We start from the raw sequence: 18,547 nt of genomic DNA on the forward strand, positions 1-18,547 counted from the left end.
TGATATCAGCTGGTCACGGCACCGGGCGGTGTGGAGCGAGCTCGAGCGTCAACAACACCGCCGCCGCTGGAAGCAGGTCGACCAGCGGCAGGAGCACGTACCGCGGCTCGGCCATCGCGTCGAACTTGCGGACGTATCGATACAGCGACTCCAGTTTGATGAGCCGATCGCCGGCATGAGCGACGGTCCGCAGCGCCCGCACGGGGACCTCGCCGCTGCGGTCACTGCGGAACAGATCGGGAAACGGCGCGAAGGCCAGCGAGACGCGCTCGCCCCCGTGCGTTCGGGCCCAGCCGATCATGTCCACAGTGAGACGTTCGTCGATCCCATTCGGTGCGCTCAGCCGTCGCCACGGCAGGTCAAGGCTCATGTCGGTCCCGCCACCGGCGGAGACGTAACGTTGAAATGCCTGAATCCGTCCCTCACGGTCGCGCGCGTAGATCAGCCACACGCCGGGACAGCGGCCGGACAGAGTGCCGCCGAGCATCATCGAGAACCCCCGCTCACGACCGACGGCCTTTCCCGACTCGCGCATCACGTCGAGGAGTTCGGCCCGGAGCGCATCGTCGAGACCGGACTCGGCGACCACCTCGGTCGTCACGCCGGCGTTGCGCGTTCGCTGAGCCGCCTGCCGGAGGTTGCGTCTGGACCGGCCGGCCAGATCGAACCCGTTCACCTCCACCACCACGTCACGTCCGATCGGGATGGCCCGCAGGGCGGTGCCGGTCGCGGCGCGGTCGCGCCACAGCATCACCCGCCGTTCGGATGCGCCCAGTACCAGGATGCGCCAGCCCTGCGCTCGACACAGGCCGCCGAATGCGGTGACGACCTCCGGGTAACGGGCCGCGTCTCCGATCGGATCACCGCTGGCCACCGCAAACCCGGCCACCGTCCGGAAGGCGAGTGCGGCGGTTCCGTCGGCCGAGAACACGTAACTTTTGCCCGCGGCCATCGCGAATGGCGCCAGCGGATCGCCCGGGGTGCGGTCGACCAGAGATGCCACCGCACGTAAGGCATCGGGTTGCGCCGTCGACCCCCGCGGCCTGATCAGCATGGCGGCCGAGAGGACGAGACAGATCCAGGCGTCTGCCGGGTGGCCGAGCACCACCGCGAACGTCGCCAGTAACAGGGCCGCCGCGGCGGTGGCACCATGGGCCACGGTCAGCGGGCGCCCGAGGAGCAGACCGTGCAGCAGAATCGTCGCGGCCAACGACACCGCGACCAGCCCCATCAGCGCTGACTCGTGGCCGATCCGGCCCGTGTCGTGATCAAGAACCAGTGCGGCCCCGCTACCCGCGAGGGTCAGTACCACCACGGCGAGCAGGATTCGCAGCGGCAGCCTGCGCTGCGTACCGGTCCCGGCAGGATCCGTTGTCACGCCGGGACGTGGGCGTGATGCGGGTGCCGGTGACGGAGTCACATCTGCGGTCTTCCCAGTGTTGCCCGAAGCGCACGGATCGTTCGCTCCATTACCCAATAATACGAACCGGGCGCGACGCGTGCTCGAGTCAGTCGCTGACGGGCAAACCCTAATCGATTCGGGCCTAGTGCGCACTCGGCCTGAGAACGGCGGCGATGTGACCGACCTCGGAATCAGCCTGCGTAACCGCGCGATTCAGCCGCGTCACGGCCTCGTTCCAGCTCTGGAACTCCGTGTCCCAGCCGAGGCTGTCGAGCCATTCCCGTACATCGCGAACGGTTTCCCGCGGAGCTTGTCCCGATGCGCTACCACCGACCAGGCCGGCCAGCCCCGTGTACGGCGCACTGTTGGCATCGACCGAGTACCGACTGACACCGAATCGGCTACCGGGAGCGGACAGTCGGGTGAGGTCGGCCACGACGTCACGTCGCGGCCCGGGCGGTAGATAGGCCAATGCCCCTTCGTCGACCCACAGCGTCGGCGACTCCGGGCGAAACCCGCTCTCGCGCAGCGGTGCCGTCCAGTCCTCACGCAGGTCGGCCGCTATCACATGGCGGCGACAGGTCGGCGCGGCTGCTCGGTTGGCCAGTACGGGCTCTTTGAACGCGATCAGCTCAGGCAGGTCGATCTCGAAAACATTCACATCAGCGGGTAATGCCATCCGAAAGGCCCGGGTGTCCAAACCCGCTCCGAGCATTACGATCTGCCTGACACCGCTATCCACCGCATTGCGGACACGATCATCGACCAGCCGGACGGCCACCGAGCGCCCCTCGTAGAACTGATCGGCGAGGCCTTCCAGCGTCGCCCAGCGCTGGGCCGAAAACCCTTGGCGCGCAGCGTCGACAAAACGACTGCGCCAAGGGATCCAGGTACAGCGCGTCCGGACGTTGACTCTCGCGTACTCGGATGACGGCCACCCCGATCGCCGTCATCGCGACACCGTCGACCGGCACCGCAGAACGTGATTCCCCCACAACTCCCCCGCAGATGTTGACGTCGCGTCGGACATGTATGCGTCGTGTCTGGAGGTTAGGTGGGCCGCTGTCCGACCGTCAAGCGATGGCGCCTTGTCTGCCAGGGCGTTTCAGTGACGCACTGAGGCACTGCGGGCAGACACGGCGCGGTGCCGCCGGACGGCATCGCGATTCGCGCAACCGTGACTGCAGTACTTCTGTGTACCCGGTCGGGTGAAGTCGACGAATGCCAACGTGCATCCTTCGCGGGCGCACCGCCGGATGCGGTACATCCCGCGTTCGGTGAGGAAGTGGGCGGCCGCGGCACTCGTGGCGCCGGCCAGCGTCGCGGCGAAGCCGGCGTCAGCGTCGCGGTAGTGCAGATGCCAGCCGCTGCCATCGTGATTGGTGATCGACGGACTGGTGGCGAAGCGAGTCAGTAACTGGTTGAGTACCGTGACCCGGTCCTGCTCGGTGCCGGCGTCGACGACACCCGTCCACAGTTCCAGGAAATCCCTCACCGCTCGCACGTCGGCACGCGTGACGCGACAGTGGATGGGCATGTCGCGAGCCGTCCAGCGCTGTTCCAGGTCGGCCGGTGTGGCCGCGGGCCGATTGACCAGATCGGTCACGTTGCGCAGCAGCGGCTCGATGTAATGGTTTACATGCACAAGACCATTACAGCAGGGTCGGACCATGTCCTTGAGCTCCCCCAGTTCCGCCCCCGTCCACGACCCTGCACCCGAGCAAGGCAGGGATTGGCGCCCGTTGGTGAGCTGTTGTCTGGCGACCTTCCTCTTGCTCGCGTTCACCACCGTCGTGACGGTCAGCGCCGGGAACATCGCGAGCGGGCTGGGTGCCGGATTCGCAACAGCCCAGTGGATCATCGATGGCTACACCCTCGCGCTTGCCGCGCTCGTGATGGCCATGGGAACCCTGGGAGATCGGTGGGGACACCGGCGGCTCTTCTTGGTCGGCCTGATCGTGTTCGGGGTGGCATCGGCGGGATGCGCGGCGGCCTCGGGCGGTGGCCTCCTGGTCGCGGCGCGCGTCGTCCAGGGGACGGGCGGTGCGGCGATCTTCGGAACTGCCGTGCCGCTGTTGACCCAGCATTACCTCGGCCGCACACGTGGAATCGCGTTCGCCGTCTGGGGCGCGGTCGCGGGGATCGGCAGCACCACGGGAACGATCGCCGGTGGCGCGGTCACCCAATTCATCTCGTGGCGCTGGTTGTTTCTCGGCGCACTGCCCATCTGCCTGCTCGCCGTGATCATTGGTGGGCAATCGCTGTCGCGGGAGCGTCCGGTGCGCGCCCGACTCGACGTCGCGGGAATAGCCCTCATCACCATCGTGATGACGGGGACCACGTACGCGGTGATCAATGCCGGTGAGTCGGGGTGGGCCTCGCCCGGGACCCTGGGAGCCGCTGCGGTGAGCTTCGCCGCGGCGTGCTTGTTCGTCTCGGTCCAACGCCGCGCCACCCATCCACTACTGCCGCCGGACCTGTTCGCGACACGTGGATTCGTCGCCGTACTCATCGCCGGATTCGCTTACTACTTCGCGGCTTTCGCCGCACTGCCGGCGCTGTCGTGGTGGTTGCAGACCAGCCGTGGCATGCAACCCCTGCACGCCGCTCTGGTGCTGACGCTGCAACTTGCCACATTCATTCTGGTGTCGCTGACCTTGAGCGCTCGACTGCACCATGCGCCGCGCAGCTGGGTGCTCGGCGGCGGCACGCTACTCACCGGACTGGCTTGCCTTCCTGGTGCGGCACTGCTGTTGCGCCCAGACTGGACTTCACTGATCGCGATGCTGATCGGGACCGGCATCGGTGCTGCGATCGTGTCCCCGGTGCTACCCGCCGTTGCGGCGACGTCGGTACCGCCCGCCCGGGCCGGAGTGGCCGCCGCGGCAGCCAACGCCGCTCGCCAACTTGGCCTGACCATCGGCATCGCACTATGCGGCACCATCAGCCAGGCGGCGCGGGTGAACGACGGACCGTCGACCGGCGCTGTCGTGGCCGCCCTCCTCACTTGCGGGGCGGTTGCGCTGTGCGGCGGGGCGATCAGCACCGTATTGCTCCGCCGCGAAAGACCCTGCAACACAGCGAGATAAGGCAGCCAAAGATTTCCGACTGCCGCCATGGTCGCGCCCATCATGCGCGGATTCCGTGGGACCGTGAGTTCGGCATCGTGCTCGACACCAGATCTGTTCCACGGTGCGGGACTGCCGAGGAGCCTGCGGGCAACCACCCGTAGGTTGGTCGCCATGACCGAGCTGGAACTGAGAGAGATCGAGACATCCGCCGGAGTGTTGCGGTATTACGACACCGGCGAAGGACCGGCACTGCTGTTCCTGCACGGCTCGGGGCCCGGGGTGACGGGCTGGCGCAATTTCCGGGGAATCCTGCCTGCCTTCGCTCAGCAGTTCCGGTGCCTGATCCTGGAATTCCCGGGGTTCGGTGTCACCGACGACATCGGCGGCCATCCCATGGTCACCGCACAGGGTGTGGTGGCACCCTTCGTCGATGCGCTCGACATCGAGCGGGTACACATCGTCGGCAATTCCATGGGCGGCGGGGTGGGAATCAACTTCGCCATCCGTAGGCCGGACCGCATCGGCAAGCTCGTCACCATCGGCGGCATCGGGACCAACCTCTTCAGCCCGGGGCCCAGCGAGGGCATCCGGCTCCTGCAGGAGTTCACCGAAGACCCGACCCGCCAGCGCCTGATCGATTGGTTGAACTCGATGGTGTTCGACCCGGCGCTGGTCACCGACGAGCTCATCGAACAGCGGTGGGAGCTGGCGACCGACCCCACGACGCTGGCCGCGGCCAAGCGGATGTACGGCAAGGCCGCATTCGCGGGCATGATGGCCGCCATGCGTGCCTCCGATGCCCCGATGCCCTGGGCGCAGATGCACAAGGTAGCGGCTCCGACACTGCTGACCTGGGGCCGCGATGACCGGGTCAGCCCGCTCGACATGGCATTGATCCCCATGCGGACCATCCCGAACGCCGAGCTGCACGTATTCCCCAACTGCGGACACTGGGCGATGATCGAGGCCAAAGAGGCCTTCGAGCAGACCGTGCTGGGGTTCCTCACCCGCTCCTAGTCTCGCGGTGCGCTGAACCCGCCCGGAATCCGTTTCAGACCGACTCTGCGACGAGGCCGAGGCGGGTTCCGGCGTAGCCCGGAAACCCAGGTAGAGGGGGGCCGCCGCCCTGGAAATTCAGCATTGAATCTGCGATACAGGTCTGTATATTAGTGGTGTGCGCCAGGCCACACGAGCCGCCGGCCTGGCCTTGCCACTCCCCCAATGAATAAGGACCGCAATGGATCTGGTCGACCGAATCGCCAAACACCGCCGCATGGCCGAGAGTTACCGCGACAAGTACGTGCTGCGGAAGGTGCAGGAAGGCGAGTCATACGACGAGTGGGAGTTCACCGACGACGCCGTGTACACCTCGCCCTACTTCGTGGCCGGTCAGGAACTCGTACTCAAGGACGTGGCGACCTCGTTCGACGTCGCGGCCACCGTCGAGGCCAAGGCGTATTCGGTGGTCTTCCCCGACTGGAAACCCGTCGACCACAAGTTCTGGCCCGCCGAGAACGGCCTCGTCATGCGCTACCGCTGGGAGGGCACGACAGCCGATGGCGAGACGATGGGCTTCTATTCGATCAGCTTCATCGACACCAACGACGACGGCCAGATCACCCACTGGTCGACCTACGTCAACGACGAGGAATACGGTCCCTTCCTGGAAAAGGCGATCGGCGCCCGCGGGCCATTTCACGGCGACGAGTACATGGAGGCCTTGGCTCGCCACTTCGAAAAGCACAATCTGACCTGGTGAGTAGGCGTCCCCGCCGGCCGAGGCCGGCGTGACCGTTGGCACCGCGGACTGATTTCTGGGAAATGCCTTGTGGCGTACCGACGGTCGTGTCGCCTTTGACGAGATCCTCAGGCGCATCCCCGATTGGGAGGTTGACCTCGACAAATTCGCCGCCGCATCCAGATGGTCAGCATGCGGCTGAGTCGGCTTGTCGAGACGTATCTGAGGGCCGGCGGGCCGTGCTCAATATCACTGATTCCAACCAGTTTTCATCTCGTTACCGACCACACAGCCCGCGCCAATACTCAGCACAGGGCAAACACAACCCTTCGAAATAGCTTTGCTCTCCGTGCGGCACCGTCGTCGCACTGGTCAGAACGGAGTAAAGCAATGGGTTTGAAGAAATCCGTGGGCATATCGGCGATGGCGGCAGGAATCGGCATGGCCGGGTTGCTCGGCCTTGGCATCGGTACCGCCAACGCCGACCCGGGCCCCGGGTGCGACCGCCCGGGTGCGCCGCAGTGCGACCGTCATGACGACCGTGGTGCTCGGCCCGACGACTGGCACGGCCGCGGCATCGACGCCGGTCGGCGCGATCACCAACCGTTCGAGTGGAATGGCCAGCGGGTCACTCCGATGCCTTCCGGTGATGGCCGCGGTTGGGGCTTTTGGTTCCTCGATCGTTGGATTCCGATGTAACCGAACCGATTTCTGGTGGGGCACTCATCCCCAAGTGCCCCACCAGATATCGGAACGAGGGCGCTCAACGTGACGTTGAGCAAACCGCTTTCGCCGCAGCGTCCATCGCACCGGCCGCGGTCCAGTTCGCATGATCTGCCGGTTCGAACTTCGGCAGTTTGGTGGCGTAGTTGTCCAGATACCGCGACTGCGCACTCAGCAGACCGGTCAGAAGCGGATCCGTGGCCTTGTCGGCCAAGGCGCGGAGTTCAGCGGCCTCCTGGCGCATGACCGGGATGACAGCCATGGTCACCGAACGTTGCTTGGGTGACCATCGCGATGCCGGAATCCGGTGATCGGTCTTGACCCAAACCTGCTGCCTACCGCCGTACCCGGCGCTGGCCCGCTGCCACTGCGCGCACACCGGATCCGGCTTGGGGGCGGCAAACGCCTGAGCGGGCCGACTGCCTGGCCCATCCGTCACGGTCGACGCAATTACTTCGGCGGGAACGGGTTTGGCCGGAGATGGTGCCGGTGCCGCTGCGGCCCGCTCATCGTCGTGTGTCGACATCGTGACCGCCACGACGCCGCCGACGAGCAACGCTGCGGCCGTCGTCGCACCGATCGTTCTCCAGGCCCGGGTCCGGCTACCGGTCAGCTTCGGGCTGAGCGACCACCGACTGGCACTGCCGCCCCCGCGAAGAGCCACATTGAATGCCGCATCCGGACGCGCCCGCAGTTCGGCGACAGCCACTTCGACAGCAGCGCTCGGTGTTCCCAGATCGGTGAGCACCTTGACGAATCGGGCAACCGACACGAGATCGCGTCCGTAGAGCGCCCCTTGAGGTTGCCCGGCCGGCAGGAACCGCTCTACGAGATCCTCCCGCAGCTGCGACGCCCGGGCCACTTCCGCCGCGGTCAGCCACTGCCCTGGAACGTCTTCTGCCCCAATCGAGCTCATTCAGATGGTCCTTCCCGCGCACACCCCATGATTGGTACCGCATCCTGCGTATCCGCTGCAACCGCGCAGGGCCCCACCGCCGCCACGTTGCTGTCACAAGTTGGCCACCGGAAGGTCACGGCCGCCGTCGCCGTCGGCATAGCGGGATCGACTGGCAAACAACCACTCTCGTTCACGCCGAGGTGATCACGAGGGGAAGTACACCACCTGATTGGAGAAGAGATGGTGTGGACGGCTGATGTAGTTGGCCGCGCCGGCAACGGCCGCACGGGTCGACACATCGTGGTCGCCGTACTCTTCGACGCACAGTGACTCGAGGGTGTCCCCGGCGATATGGCGACGACGATTGAGCCCGGGAACCATGAGAACCTGACCTGGGTCTGGATCGGTGGACGGGTCCAGGTTGTTGGCGTTGGCGATGACGATCGCAAGGTGATCGTCGCCGTACCACCGGCCCGCCAACACCACGAAGCTCTCCCCTTCGACGACGGTGTGGTGTCCGACGTTGGCGAGATCGGGCAGGAGCAACCACGTACCGCGACGGATCTCCCGCTGTGCCACACCGTTGACCACTTCCCAGACCAACTGGATGTCCGGGCTCTGCGTCCCGTAGAACGACTGCGTGAGCTGCCTGCGGGCGGCAGCGCCGTCATCGGTTGTGAACAGGTGCCGGTAGGTGACGTACGGGATCAACAGTTCCTGTCCGATGTTGATCAGCCCCGGATTGCTGAGGTGATTCTGCTCGGCGATCACGGGGTAGAGATCTCCGTCGCCGTATTCGCGCTGGGCGATCCCGAACAGGGTGTCGCCGAGTGCCACTGTGTAGTTCTTCATCTGCCACTGCCTTTCTGGTCGCGTGAGGCGTCGATCGGCTCAGTGTCGACTGCCGGCCTGTGACCGGTCGCGCGTAGCGGGCTACCTCAAATCCACCGGCGATCAGCCTCACCAGGCAATGCCTCATTCCCGGCCGCCGCAGCGCTTGGCATGATGCATGGCATGGATCAGTACCGCCGCGGGGAATTCGTATTCGACGTCATCGATGACGGTCCCGCCGACGGTCCGGTGGTCGTCTTGCTTCATGGTTTCCCGCAGCAGAATGTCAGCTGGGAGCCGATCATCTCCCTGCTCACCGCCGCGGGGTTCCGGTGTCTTGCGCCCAATCAGCGCGGGTACTCGCCCGGCACCGGCCGACTCGGCGCCGCGATTACCGCGCGACGGAATTGGTGGAGGACGCCCTTGCGCTGATCGATGCCAGCGGCGCCGATCGTGTCCATCTCGTCGGCCATGACTGGGGTGCCGCAGTGGCCTGGAGCGTGGCCGGCCACGCACCCGGGAAACTGGCGTCGTTGTCAGCACTGTCGGTGCCTCACCCGCTGGCGTTCCTGCGGTCCCTGCTCACCAGCCGACAGGGTCTGGCCTCCTGGTACATGTATGTCAATCAACTGCCGTGGGTGTCCGAACGGTTGTTGCTCGGGCGCGAGGGCAACGGCGCGGCGATTGAGAAATCACTGATCCGCAGCGGGCTGCCATCCGAGGCCGCCGAACGTGACGCTCGCGCGATGGCTCAACCCGGGGCCCTGACCGCCGCGCTGAACTGGTACCGAGCCATGCCGCTGAGCCGGTCCGGCCTGGGCGCAGCGGACAAGATCACGGTGCCGACGCTGTATGTCTGGAGTGACCGCGACATCGCGATCACCGCCAAGCCTGCACGCGATACCGCGAATTACGTGAGCGGTCCCTACCGTTTCGAAACGCTGCACGGAGTCTCGCACTGGCTTCCGGAGGAAAAGCCGGCCGAGATCGCAGAAATGTTGTTGCAGTGGTTCGCGGCCCATCCTGTTTGAGCGGAAGATGACGGTGTGCTGACTCTGGGAGTGCTTCTCGGCGACGGTATCGGGCCGGAGATCGTGGATTCGGCCACCAGGGTCGCGGAACGGACCCTGGCCGGTGTGTCGATCGCCGTGCACTGGCGCGAACTGCCGTTCGGACTCGAGGCGATCGGTGAGTTCGGAACTCCTCTGCCGGAACCGACGCTGGCCGAGCTCGATGGGTTGGCCGGGTGGATTCTCGGACCGCACGACAACGCCGGATACCCCGAGCAGTTCCGGGGCACACTGTCACCCGGTGGGGCAATCCGTAAGCGCTACAACTTGTTCGCCAACATCCGGCCCGCGCGCACTCTGAGTACAGCCGTCCACGCGGTCTGCCCCGATCTCGATGTGGTCATCGTCAGGGAGAACACCGAAGGGTTCTACGCGGACCGCAACATGTACGACGGCGCAGGCGAATTCATGCCGACCCCCGATGTCGCGCTGGCCGTCGCTGTGTTCACCCGGACCGCCTGTGAGCGGATCGCCCATCAGGCCTTCCAGTTGGCGTCCGTCCGGCGCAAGTCGGTCACCGTCGCCCACAAGACGAATGTCCTGGCCAAGACCACCGGGCTGTTCCGCGACGTGTGCCAGGCGGTCGCCGAGAGCTATCCCGATGTCGAAGTCCGTGGTGAACACATCGACGCCCTGGCGGCTCGATTGGTGAGCCACCCGCGCGACTTCGATGTGATCGTGGCCGAGAACATGTTCGGCGACATCCTGTCCGACCTCGCCGGCCAATTGAGCGGCTCACTCGGGATGGCGCCCTCGATCAACGCGTCGCACACTCACGCCATGGCGCAGGCGGCCCACGGGTCTGCGCCAGACATCGCGGGACGCGACATCGCCAACCCGGTCGCGATGATCCTGTCCACCGCGATGCTGCTGCGATGGCTGGCCGGTCGGGAGGGCGGCACACCGGCGCTCGGCATCGCCTCGGACCGCATCGAGGATGCGGTCCGGCGGACCCTCGATGCCGGTGTCGGCACCGCCGACATCGGCGGCAACGCGTCCACGTCAGCGTTCACCGAGCACGTACTCGCCGCACTGCCCTGACTCCTACAGTCGGGCCGCCCCCCCGTGTCAGCAGTCGGTAACCTCCGTAAAGTGCCAGCGCCGCAGCAAAATTGACGAAGTAGGCAATGTCGGCACCGTGCCATGCGGTGGCCACCGCACCCTGGATCAAGGTGGTGTTCATGAACGGCACGGCGATGGCGTAGGCCACCAGGAAGGTGATCAGTGCCGCCACCGCATCGCGGCGCCCGGTGGGTTCGCTGCTCGGATCGATGGTGTTGCGTCCGCGGGTACGGATCGTCCAATCCACCACGACCACGGCGACAAACGCCGGAATCCAGTAACTGACCAACAGCAGGACATCGGTGAACCGGGTCGCGGTGTCGGCGGCATGCAGCCACAGGATCAAACCGAAGGCCAGCGCCGTCACGATGATCGCCGACACCGGCCGGCGCACCCGCACACCGATGGTCTGCAGTGCCAAGGAGCCGCTGTAGTCGTTCATCACCCCCGACCCGACCGCCGCGAGCGCGATCACCAACAACGCCAGACCGCCGAGCAGCCCCCCGCCCATGACCGCGTGAACACCGTCGGCGGTGTGCTCACCGATGACCGACGCGGCCGCGATCCCGATGCCCTGAACGAAGATGTAGCCCAGGACGATCCCGGCGAACGAGTAGCCGAACACCTGCCACCGCGACGAGTCGCTGGGGAGATACCGACTGAAATCGGCGGCGTAGCTGGCCCACGAGATCGCCAGGCTCAGGGCAATGGTGACCTCGAAAACGAAAGCTCCGGCCAGATCGGCACCGGACGCCGACGGCGCCACGACGATGTCGTGGCCGCTGACCAGCTTGACCGTGAAGACCGCGAACGTGATGAAGAGGATGACGGTCAACACCGCCTGCAGACGGTGAATCAACTCGTAGCCGAAGAACCCGACGGCGCCCTGTACCGCCAGCACGATCAACACCGCGATCCAGAACGGGATGCCCAGCAGCGCCGCGAGCGCCTCCCCGCCGAACAATCCGACTAGTGCGTCCCAGGCGATCGACGATCCCCACTGCAGGATGCCCGGCACCACGACGAGTCCGCCGAATGCCATGCGCGCGTTGGGAAGTTGGCCCGCCCCGGTGCGCGGCCCCCATGTCGACAGATAGGCGACCACGGCCGACCCCAGAACGGTGCCGATCACCATGGCCAGTAGTCCCAGCCAGAAGCCCAGTCCGAGGGTGATCGCCAATGTCCCGGTGAAGACGCCGGTCATGTTGACCTGAGGTGCGAACCACACCGTGAACAGCCGGGCGGGATGTCCGTACCGTTGGTCGGCGGCCAGCGGTGCGATCCCATGGGTCTCCACGGTCAGATCACCCGATCCGGTCGGGCGGCGCCCGCTGAACGTAGATGTGTTGAGCGCACTGACGCCGAAAGCCATTCGTCTATTCGACCACGCACCCGGTGTGCGGGCACGTGCCGCATCAAGGCCATAATCGGGAAACACAAAGATTAGCTATGGATCGGAGCGGGACGTGGCCAGGACCGAAACCGACCGGTCCGTCTCCCCCGCGGTGCCCGGAACACCCCGTCGTCCCGGTGTCCTGATCGTCGGCCTGAGTCTGGTGGCCCTCACCGTCGCCATCCTGCAGACCGCGGTGGTCCCCGTCCTGGGCATCATCGCCCGGCAGCTGAACACCTCGTCGGTGGCGGTCAGCTGGGCGGTCACCGCCAACCTGCTGGCGGCCGCCGCGTCGACCCCGCTGATCGGCCGGCTCGCCGACCTCTACAGCAAGAAGCGGGTCCTGCTCGGCGTGCTGGTGGTCGTGCTGGCAGGTTCGGTGCTGGCCGCGGTGACGGCGTCGGTACCGCTGCTGGTGGCAGCACGCATCCTGCAGGGCGCCTCGTACGCGCTTTATCCGATCAGCATCGCGATCCTGCGCGAAGAACTCGCCGAGGATCGTCTGGTCGGCGCGATGTCGGTGTTGTCCGGGACGCTGGGTTTCGGCGGCGGAGTCGGCCTCGTCGTCACCGGCCTCCTGATGTCGGGCGACGCCGGGTATCACCGGGTCTTTTGGCTCACCACCGCGTTCACCGCCGTCGTCATCGTGGTGGCGGTCGTGGTCGTGCCCAATCGCAAGCCCGCCGCCGGAGGCGCGATCGACTGGCTGGGTGCTGCAGGCCTGGCGATCGGACTGTCGTCGGTGCTGCTGGCCATCACCCAGGGCAACTCGTGGGGGTGGACCCACCCGGGGACGATCGGCTTTCTGACCGGCGGTATCGGCGTGCTTATCGGCTGGTGGTGGTGGGAACGACGGGCCGCCGATCCGCTGGTCTCGACCACGATGCTGGCCCGGCGTCCCATCCTGCTGACCAATCTGGCCACGATCTTGGTCGGAATGGGGCTGTACTTCGCCTTCCTCGGCCTCACCCAGTTCGTGCAGATGTCACGGCAGGTCGCCGGCTACGGGTTCGGAGCCACCGTGCTGCAAGCCAGCGTCTACTTCCTGCTGCCCGGAGCGCTGACCGGTTTCCTGGTGGCGCTCGTCAGCGGCCGGTACATCGACCGATACGGCGCCCGCCGGGTGCTGGTGGTGGCCGCCGTCGCCGGTATCGCCGGATTCGTCATGCTCGCCGTCGCCCATGGCCGTCCCTGGCAGGTCGTCGTGGCCGGCGTCTTGGCCAACGCCTACATCAGCCTGGGCTACGGCGCCCTGCCCGCGTTGGTCGTCAGTGAGGTGGACGCCGGCGAGACGGGCATCGCCACGAGCATGAACGCGATAGCGCGGACGATCGGCAGCTCCGTGGCGGCAGCGGTCGTGGCGGTATTGCTCGGGCATCGCATGGTGCCATCGGAGGGCAGCTTCGTGACGATCTTCGTCGCCGGAGCGGTCACAGCCGCCCTCGCGATGGCTCTCATCGCGGTGTCCCGCGCACCCGACCGCCACGGCGAGTCCGTGCGCACCATGTCCGAGTCCCGCGCCATGAACCACGAATGGGGCTGATTCCTCCAGTCGCCGGATTCCCGTCGTGACAGCCCGCTGAGCTGCGAAACTTGAGCCCAGCCAGTCATCGACCATCCGGACCATGGACCGACCGCACCCGCCGTGGCCGTTCGCCTGCCGCGCTATGGAATCGCGCTGTCAACCCGGTTCAGACAAAGGATTCCATTGAAAAATTGTTAATTCATTGCGGAAACGGTTGCGAAGGTCGGCTCCATCGGCGATTGTTTACCGACAGCTTCCCCGCTGTACTGGAGGAGGATTCCGCTGACCGGCCCAGATATCACCGCCGTCGACAAGTCGACGGGACACGACGGCACGCCACGCACCGGCGCGCCAGTCATAGAGATCGACCACGTCACGAAACGGTTCGGCGACTACCTAGCCGTAGCCGAGGCGGACTTCTCCATCGCATCGGGTGAGTTCTTCTCGATGCTCGGCCCCTCGGGCTGCGGGAAGACCACCACGCTGCGCATGATCGCCGGATTCGAAAGCCCGACCGAGGGCGCCATCCGGCTCGAGGGCGTCGACGTCTCCCACGTGCCACCGCACAAGCGCAACGTCAACACGGTCTTCCAGCACTATGCGCTGTTCCCGCACATGACCGTGTGGGACAACGTGGCCTACGGTCCGCGCAGCGCGAAGAAGGATAAGGCCGAGATCAAACGCAGCGTCGACGAGCTGCTGGAGATCGTCCGGCTCACCGACTTCGCCAAGCGCAAGCCGGGCCAGCTCTCCGGCGGCCAGCAGCAGCGGGTCGCGTTGGCCCGTGCCCTGGTCAACTACCCCAGCGCGCTGCTGCTCGATGAGCCGCTGGGCGCCCTGGATCTCAAGCTGCGCCACGCGATGCAATTCGAACTCAAGCGCATTCAGCGCGAGGTCGGCATCACGTTCATCTACGTCACCCACGATCAGGAAGAGGCGCTCACCATGAGCGACCGGATCGCGGTGATGAACAACGGAAACGTTGAGCAGATCGGCAGCCCCACCGAGATCTACGACCGCCCGGCAACGGTGTTCGTCGCCAGCTTCATCGGGCAGGCCAACCTGTGGCCGGGCCGGCAGACCGGGCGGACCAACCGCGACTTCGTCGAGGTCGACGTGCTCGGCACGACGCTCAAGGCCAAGCCCGGTGACACCACCATCGAACCCGGCGGCCACGCCACCCTGATGATCCGCCCCGAGCGGGTCCGCGTCTCCATGGATGTGCCCACCGGGGATGTGGCCACCGTGCCCGCCACCGTCAAGGACCTGACCTTCCAGGGTCCGGTGCTCCGGCTTTCCCTTGCCGCACCTGATGATTCGACGATCATCGCCCACGTGGGACCCGAGCAGGACCTCCCCCTGCTGCGCCCGGGCGACCAGGTGCACGTGAGCTGGTCACCAGACGCGTCACGGGTACTTCCGGCCGCGGACATACCCACCACCGAGGATCTCGAAGAGATGCTCGACGACACGTAGGCATTGGCACCAGCCGACCCTCGCCCACCCTTCATCGACGAAAGCGCCCGAATTCAGAAAGGTCGCCCATGCCCGCTCAATTCGATCCCCAAATTCTCGCCCGGCTCACCGCGAATCGCACCTCGAGGCGCCGCTTCCTGGGCGGCGGCGCAGCAGCCGCCGCCGCACTCGCGCTGGGTCCGTCCGTGCTGGCAGCGTGCGGGTCAGGTGGCGAGGGAGGTTCCGGTGCAACGTCGTCGGCCGCCCCCGACGACGGCTCACCGGCCACCGGCGAAGTCCGCATCTCGAACTGGCCGCTGTACATGGCCGAAGGATTCGTCGCGGCATTCCAGACCGCGTCCGGTCTGACCGTGGATTACAAAGAGGATTTCAACGACAACGAACAGTGGTTCGCCAAGGTCAAGGAACCGTTGTCCCGCAAGCAGGACATCGGCTCCGATCTCGTCGTCCCCACCGAGTTCATGGCGGTCCGGCTCGCCGGGCTCAAGTGGCTCAACGAGATCCGCGACTCCCGCGTCCCCAACAAGAAGAACCTGCGCGAGGACCTGCTCAACTCGAAGGCCGATCCGGGCCGCAAGTACACCGCGCCGTACATGACCGGCATGGTGGGCCTGGCCTACAACAAGGCCGCGACCGGGCGCGACATCACCAAGATCGACGATCTGTGGGATCCCGCATTCAAGGGCCGGGTCAGCTTGTTGTCCGACGTCCAGGACGGGCTCGGCATGATCATGCAGTGGCAGGGCAATTCCGTCGAGGATCCGACCACCGAGTCCATCACCAAGGCCGTCGATTTCATCCGTGAGCAGAAGGACAAGGGCCAGATCCGCCGGTTCACCGGCAATGACTACGCCGACGATCTGGCGGCCGGCAACATCGCTGTCGCCCAGGCATATTCGGGTGACGTGGTGCAGTTGCAGGCCGACAACCCGGACCTGCAGTTCATCGTGCCCGAGACCGGTGGCGACTGGTTCATCGACACCATGGTGATCCCCTACACCACGCAGAACCAGAAGGGTGCCGAGGCGTGGATCGACTACGTCTACGACCGGGCGAACTACGCCAAGCTCATCGCGTTCACCCAGTTCGTGCCGGTGTTGTCGGACATGACCGACGAGCTCGCCAAGATCGATCCGAAGCTGGCGAGCAACCCGCTGATCAACCCGCCTGCCGACATTCTCGCCAAGCTCAAGTCGTGGCCTGCGCTCACTGACGAGAAGACCCAGGAGTTCAACAGTCTCTACGCCGCAGTGACCGGAGGCTGACGCCGATGGCGGGCGCAGCCACCAGCAACCGGCAGCGGAGCAAGATCGCTCCCTACCTGATGATCCTGCCGGCCTTGGTGTACCTGGGGATCTTCTTTGTGGTGCCGTTCTTCTCGTTGGCGCGCACCTCGTTGTCGACGTCGGGCGGTTCGGTGTACCTACCGACGCTGGAGTTCGATTGGAACTTCGGCAACTACCTGCATGCGTTCAGTGCGTATCAGGATCAGATTCTGCGGACGTTCGGTTACGCATTCGTGGCGACCGTGCTGTGTGCGGTAATGGCCTTTCCGCTGGCCTACGTCATCGCCTTCAAGGCGGGCCGATACAAGAACCTGATCCTGGGCCTGGTCATCCTGCCGTTCTTCGTGACCTTCCTGATCCGCACCATCGCGTGGAAGACGATTCTGGCCGACGACGGATTGGTGGTCAGCGCACTCGGATCCATCGGATTGCTGCCGAGTGAAGGACGGCTGCTGTCGACGAGCTGGGCGGTGATCGGAGGCCTGACCTACAACTGGATCATCTTCATGATCCTGCCGCTGTACGTGAGTCTCGAGAAGATCGATCCCCGCCTGATCGAGGCCTCCAAGGACCTGTACTCGTCGAATACCCGCAGCTTCACCAAAGTCATTCTGCCGCTGTCCATGCCAGGAGTGCTGGCCGGAAGCATGCTGGTGTTCATCCCCGCGGCCGGCGATTTCATCAACGCCGACTACCTCGGCAGCACGCAAACCACCATGATCGGCAACGTGATTCAGAAGCAGTTCCTGGTGGTCAAGGACTATCCGGCCGCGGCCGCACTCAGCATGGTGCTGATGGCGATCATCCTGGTCGGGGTGCTGCTCTACACGCGGGCGCTGGGCACGGAGGATCTCGTATGACGTCGACCGCACTGGCAGACGCCACCAGCCCGGCCACCCCGAAGGTGGTCAAAGGATCACCGCGATGGGGTGATTGGTCCCTGCGGATCGTCGCCGGCCTGGTGCTGCTGTACCTGTTCCTGCCGATCTTCGTGATCGTGTTGTTCTCTTTCAACAAGCCGGCGGGCAAGTTCAACTACACCTGGCAAGGCTTCACCCTCGACAACTGGGCGCATCCGTTCAAGTACCCGGCGCTGACCGATGCGCTCAAGTTGAGCCTGAACGTCGCGGCGGTATCCACCGCGGTCGCCGTGGTGCTCGGCACGTTGGTCGCCATCGCCCTCGTGCGCCAACGGTTCCGGGGCCAGAAGGCGGTCGACACGTTCCTGGTGCTACCGCTGACCGCACCCGAGGTCGTGATGGGCGCCTCGCTGCTGACGCTGTTCCTCGACCTCGGCTGGGCCGCGGGCTACACCACGATCCTCATCGCCCACATCGCGTTCGAGGTGAGCTTCATCGCCATGACGGTGCGGGCGCGGGTGCGCGGATTCGACTGGACGCTGGAGGACGCGTCGATGGATCTCGGGGCCAGCCCGACCAGAACGTTCTTCAAAGTGACTCTGCCGCTGATCGTTCCGGGCATCGTGGCCGCTGCGATGTTGTCGTTCGCGCTATCCCTGGACGACTTCATCATCACCTACTTCGTCAGCGGCTCCACGGTCACTTATCCGCTGTACGTCAACGCGGCGGTCAAGGCCGCGGTACCTCCGCAGATCAATGTGCTGGCCACCGCCATCCTGGTGGTGAGCCTGCTGCTGCTCATGTTCGGAACGCTCTACCGGCGCAAGCGGATCGACGCCTGAATCAGGGCGCGTCGAGTCGCACCGTGACGGCCACTTTGCCTCGGCCGTCACGGTGGGCGACGGCGTGCCCTGTACGGTCGCTGCCGTCCAGGTTCAGCAGGGTGAGCTGACCGCCCTCGCCGAGGAAGTTGCGCCACCAGTTCTTGCTGTCCGGCGCCATCACGTTGATGGTCACCGCGTTCCCGTCGCGCGTCACGGAAACCGGAGTCTCGAACGTGCGGCCCGACCGGCGCCCGGTGTACCGGATGACCACCACACCGTGGCCGATCCACCGGCCGAGCACCGGAACTCGGGTGAGGCCCACGGCGGCCGCATTGAACCAGCGGGTGATCGGGGAATTGAAGATTCCACGTGCCATTGGCGCCAGGGT

General features: G+C 65.7%; 17 protein-coding genes and 1 pseudogene. 11 read left to right on the forward strand and 7 right to left on the reverse strand.

All coding sequences use genetic code 11. The features are described from left to right. Positions 1-13: 13 nt before the first annotated feature. The 3 genes from ACNQVK_RS20445 to ACNQVK_RS20455 form a co-directional block, all read right to left on the reverse strand. A complete protein-coding gene (locus ACNQVK_RS20445; RefSeq protein WP_418030964.1) occupies positions 14-1,378 on the reverse strand; it encodes a bifunctional lysylphosphatidylglycerol flippase/synthetase MprF in 1,365 nt (454 codons plus the stop codon). A gap of 166 nt (positions 1,379-1,544) precedes the next feature. Beyond that, positions 1,545-2,288 (reverse strand): SAM-dependent methyltransferase, encoded by a 744-nt coding sequence (locus ACNQVK_RS20450; protein ID WP_418034236.1) that lies wholly within the window; start codon positions 2,286-2,288, stop codon positions 1,545-1,547. Between the two features lie 219 nt (positions 2,289-2,507). Further along, the gene (locus tag ACNQVK_RS20455; RefSeq protein WP_418030965.1) at positions 2,508-3,047 is read right to left on the reverse strand and encodes a CGNR zinc finger domain-containing protein; all 540 of its coding nucleotides are present in this window, start codon (positions 3,045-3,047) and stop codon (positions 2,508-2,510) included. A 25-nt stretch (positions 3,048-3,072) separates the two neighbouring features. Between ACNQVK_RS20455 and ACNQVK_RS20460 the strand changes: the two genes are divergently transcribed. From ACNQVK_RS20460 to ACNQVK_RS20475, 4 genes are all read left to right on the forward strand, one after another. Beyond that, positions 3,073-4,491, forward strand: coding sequence for an MFS transporter (locus ACNQVK_RS20460; protein WP_418030966.1), 1,419 nt, complete (start codon positions 3,073-3,075; stop codon positions 4,489-4,491). 153 nt (positions 4,492-4,644) lie between these two features. Continuing rightward, entirely contained in the window at positions 4,645-5,490 is an 846-nt protein-coding gene (locus tag ACNQVK_RS20465) for an alpha/beta fold hydrolase (protein WP_418030967.1), read from the forward strand. 220 nt (positions 5,491-5,710) lie between these two features. Further along, the gene (locus ACNQVK_RS20470) at positions 5,711-6,232 is read left to right on the forward strand and encodes a hypothetical protein (protein ID WP_090511401.1); all 522 of its coding nucleotides are present in this window, start codon (positions 5,711-5,713) and stop codon (positions 6,230-6,232) included. Between the two features lie 369 nt (positions 6,233-6,601). Then, complete coding sequence (locus tag ACNQVK_RS20475; protein ID WP_418030968.1) at positions 6,602-6,910, forward strand: hypothetical protein; 309 nt, start codon at positions 6,602-6,604, stop codon at positions 6,908-6,910. A gap of 64 nt (positions 6,911-6,974) precedes the next feature. Here the strand turns inward: ACNQVK_RS20475 and ACNQVK_RS20480 are convergent, their stop codons facing one another. Both ACNQVK_RS20480 and ACNQVK_RS20485 read right to left on the reverse strand, forming a co-directional pair. Further along, positions 6,975-7,850, reverse strand: coding sequence for a hypothetical protein (locus tag ACNQVK_RS20480; RefSeq protein WP_418030969.1), 876 nt, complete (start codon positions 7,848-7,850; stop codon positions 6,975-6,977). Between the two features lie 186 nt (positions 7,851-8,036). Then, a complete protein-coding gene (locus tag ACNQVK_RS20485; RefSeq protein ID WP_418030970.1) occupies positions 8,037-8,684 on the reverse strand; it encodes a LysM peptidoglycan-binding domain-containing protein in 648 nt (215 codons plus the stop codon). Between the two features lie 162 nt (positions 8,685-8,846). On the opposite strand from ACNQVK_RS20485, the pseudogene ACNQVK_RS20490 reads away from it, so the two are divergent. Both ACNQVK_RS20490 and ACNQVK_RS20495 read left to right on the forward strand, forming a co-directional pair. Then, positions 8,847-9,694, forward strand: a pseudogene (locus ACNQVK_RS20490) (alpha/beta fold hydrolase). Between the two features lie 15 nt (positions 9,695-9,709). Beyond that, on the forward strand, positions 9,710-10,774 hold the full coding sequence (locus ACNQVK_RS20495; protein WP_418030971.1) for an isocitrate/isopropylmalate dehydrogenase family protein: 1,065 nt from the start codon (positions 9,710-9,712) through the stop codon (positions 10,772-10,774). On the opposite strand, the gene ACNQVK_RS20500 is transcribed toward ACNQVK_RS20495, so the two are convergent. Continuing rightward, on the reverse strand, positions 10,743-12,167 hold the full coding sequence (locus ACNQVK_RS20500) for a purine-cytosine permease family protein (RefSeq protein WP_418030972.1): 1,425 nt from the start codon (positions 12,165-12,167) through the stop codon (positions 10,743-10,745). The genes ACNQVK_RS20495 and ACNQVK_RS20500 overlap by 32 nt on opposite strands. A 94-nt stretch (positions 12,168-12,261) precedes the next feature. On the opposite strand from ACNQVK_RS20500, the gene ACNQVK_RS20505 reads away from it, so the two are divergent. The 5 genes from ACNQVK_RS20505 (at position 12,262) to ACNQVK_RS20525 (ending at position 18,177) form a co-directional block, all read left to right on the forward strand. After that, positions 12,262-13,731 carry an MFS transporter gene (locus tag ACNQVK_RS20505; protein WP_418030973.1) on the forward strand — a complete coding sequence of 490 codons (1,470 nt, stop codon included), beginning with the start codon at positions 12,262-12,264 and terminating at the stop codon, positions 13,729-13,731. A 429-nt stretch (positions 13,732-14,160) separates the two neighbouring features. Then, positions 14,161-15,189 (forward strand): ABC transporter ATP-binding protein, encoded by a 1,029-nt coding sequence (locus ACNQVK_RS20510; protein WP_418030974.1) that lies wholly within the window; start codon positions 14,161-14,163, stop codon positions 15,187-15,189. A gap of 68 nt (positions 15,190-15,257) precedes the next feature. Continuing rightward, positions 15,258-16,454: a polyamine ABC transporter substrate-binding protein gene (locus ACNQVK_RS20515; RefSeq protein WP_418030975.1), complete on the forward strand. Its 1,197-nt coding sequence runs from the start codon at positions 15,258-15,260 to the stop codon at positions 16,452-16,454. 5 nt (positions 16,455-16,459) lie between these two features. Beyond that, positions 16,460-17,335 (forward strand): ABC transporter permease, encoded by an 876-nt coding sequence (locus tag ACNQVK_RS20520; protein ID WP_044518528.1) that lies wholly within the window; start codon positions 16,460-16,462, stop codon positions 17,333-17,335. After that, entirely contained in the window at positions 17,332-18,177 is an 846-nt protein-coding gene (locus ACNQVK_RS20525) for an ABC transporter permease (protein WP_211154354.1), read from the forward strand. The genes ACNQVK_RS20520 and ACNQVK_RS20525 overlap by 4 nt, the downstream gene beginning before the upstream one ends. A gap of 1 nt (position 18,178) precedes the next feature. Here the strand turns inward: ACNQVK_RS20525 and ACNQVK_RS20530 are convergent, their stop codons facing one another. Continuing rightward, on the reverse strand, positions 18,179-18,535 hold the full coding sequence (locus ACNQVK_RS20530) for a hypothetical protein (RefSeq protein ID WP_418030976.1): 357 nt from the start codon (positions 18,533-18,535) through the stop codon (positions 18,179-18,181). Positions 18,536-18,547: the final 12 nt, after the last annotated feature.

The sequence above is a fragment of the Mycobacterium sp. 134 genome, from assembly GCF_048282715.1.
Classification (GTDB): Bacteria; Actinomycetota; Actinomycetes; order Mycobacteriales; family Mycobacteriaceae; genus Mycobacterium; species Mycobacterium septicum.

Bases quoted from the DNA above. Each gene is read 5' to 3' on its own strand.
- ACNQVK_RS20500 (WP_418030972.1), bottom strand. From the start codon at position 12,167: ATGGCTTTCGGCGTCAGTGCGCTCAACACATCTACGTTCAGCGGGCGC.
- ACNQVK_RS20525 (WP_211154354.1), top strand. From the start codon at position 17,332: ATGACGTCGACCGCACTGGCAGACGCCACCAGCCCGGCCACCCCGAAG.
- ACNQVK_RS20460 (WP_418030966.1), top strand. From the start codon at position 3,073: ATGTCCTTGAGCTCCCCCAGTTCCGCCCCCGTCCACGACCCTGCACCC.
- ACNQVK_RS20470 (WP_090511401.1), top strand. From the start codon at position 5,711: ATGGATCTGGTCGACCGAATCGCCAAACACCGCCGCATGGCCGAGAGT.
- ACNQVK_RS20480 (WP_418030969.1), bottom strand. From the start codon at position 7,850: ATGAGCTCGATTGGGGCAGAAGACGTTCCAGGGCAGTGGCTGACCGCG.
- ACNQVK_RS20520 (WP_044518528.1), top strand. From the start codon at position 16,460: ATGGCGGGCGCAGCCACCAGCAACCGGCAGCGGAGCAAGATCGCTCCC.
- ACNQVK_RS20465 (WP_418030967.1), top strand. From the start codon at position 4,645: ATGACCGAGCTGGAACTGAGAGAGATCGAGACATCCGCCGGAGTGTTG.
- ACNQVK_RS20510 (WP_418030974.1), top strand. From the start codon at position 14,161: ATGCTCGGCCCCTCGGGCTGCGGGAAGACCACCACGCTGCGCATGATC.
- ACNQVK_RS20475 (WP_418030968.1), top strand. From the start codon at position 6,602: ATGGGTTTGAAGAAATCCGTGGGCATATCGGCGATGGCGGCAGGAATC.
- ACNQVK_RS20530 (WP_418030976.1), bottom strand. From the start codon at position 18,535: ATGGCACGTGGAATCTTCAATTCCCCGATCACCCGCTGGTTCAATGCG.
- ACNQVK_RS20515 (WP_418030975.1), top strand. From the start codon at position 15,258: ATGCCCGCTCAATTCGATCCCCAAATTCTCGCCCGGCTCACCGCGAAT.
- ACNQVK_RS20485 (WP_418030970.1), bottom strand. From the start codon at position 8,684: ATGAAGAACTACACAGTGGCACTCGGCGACACCCTGTTCGGGATCGCC.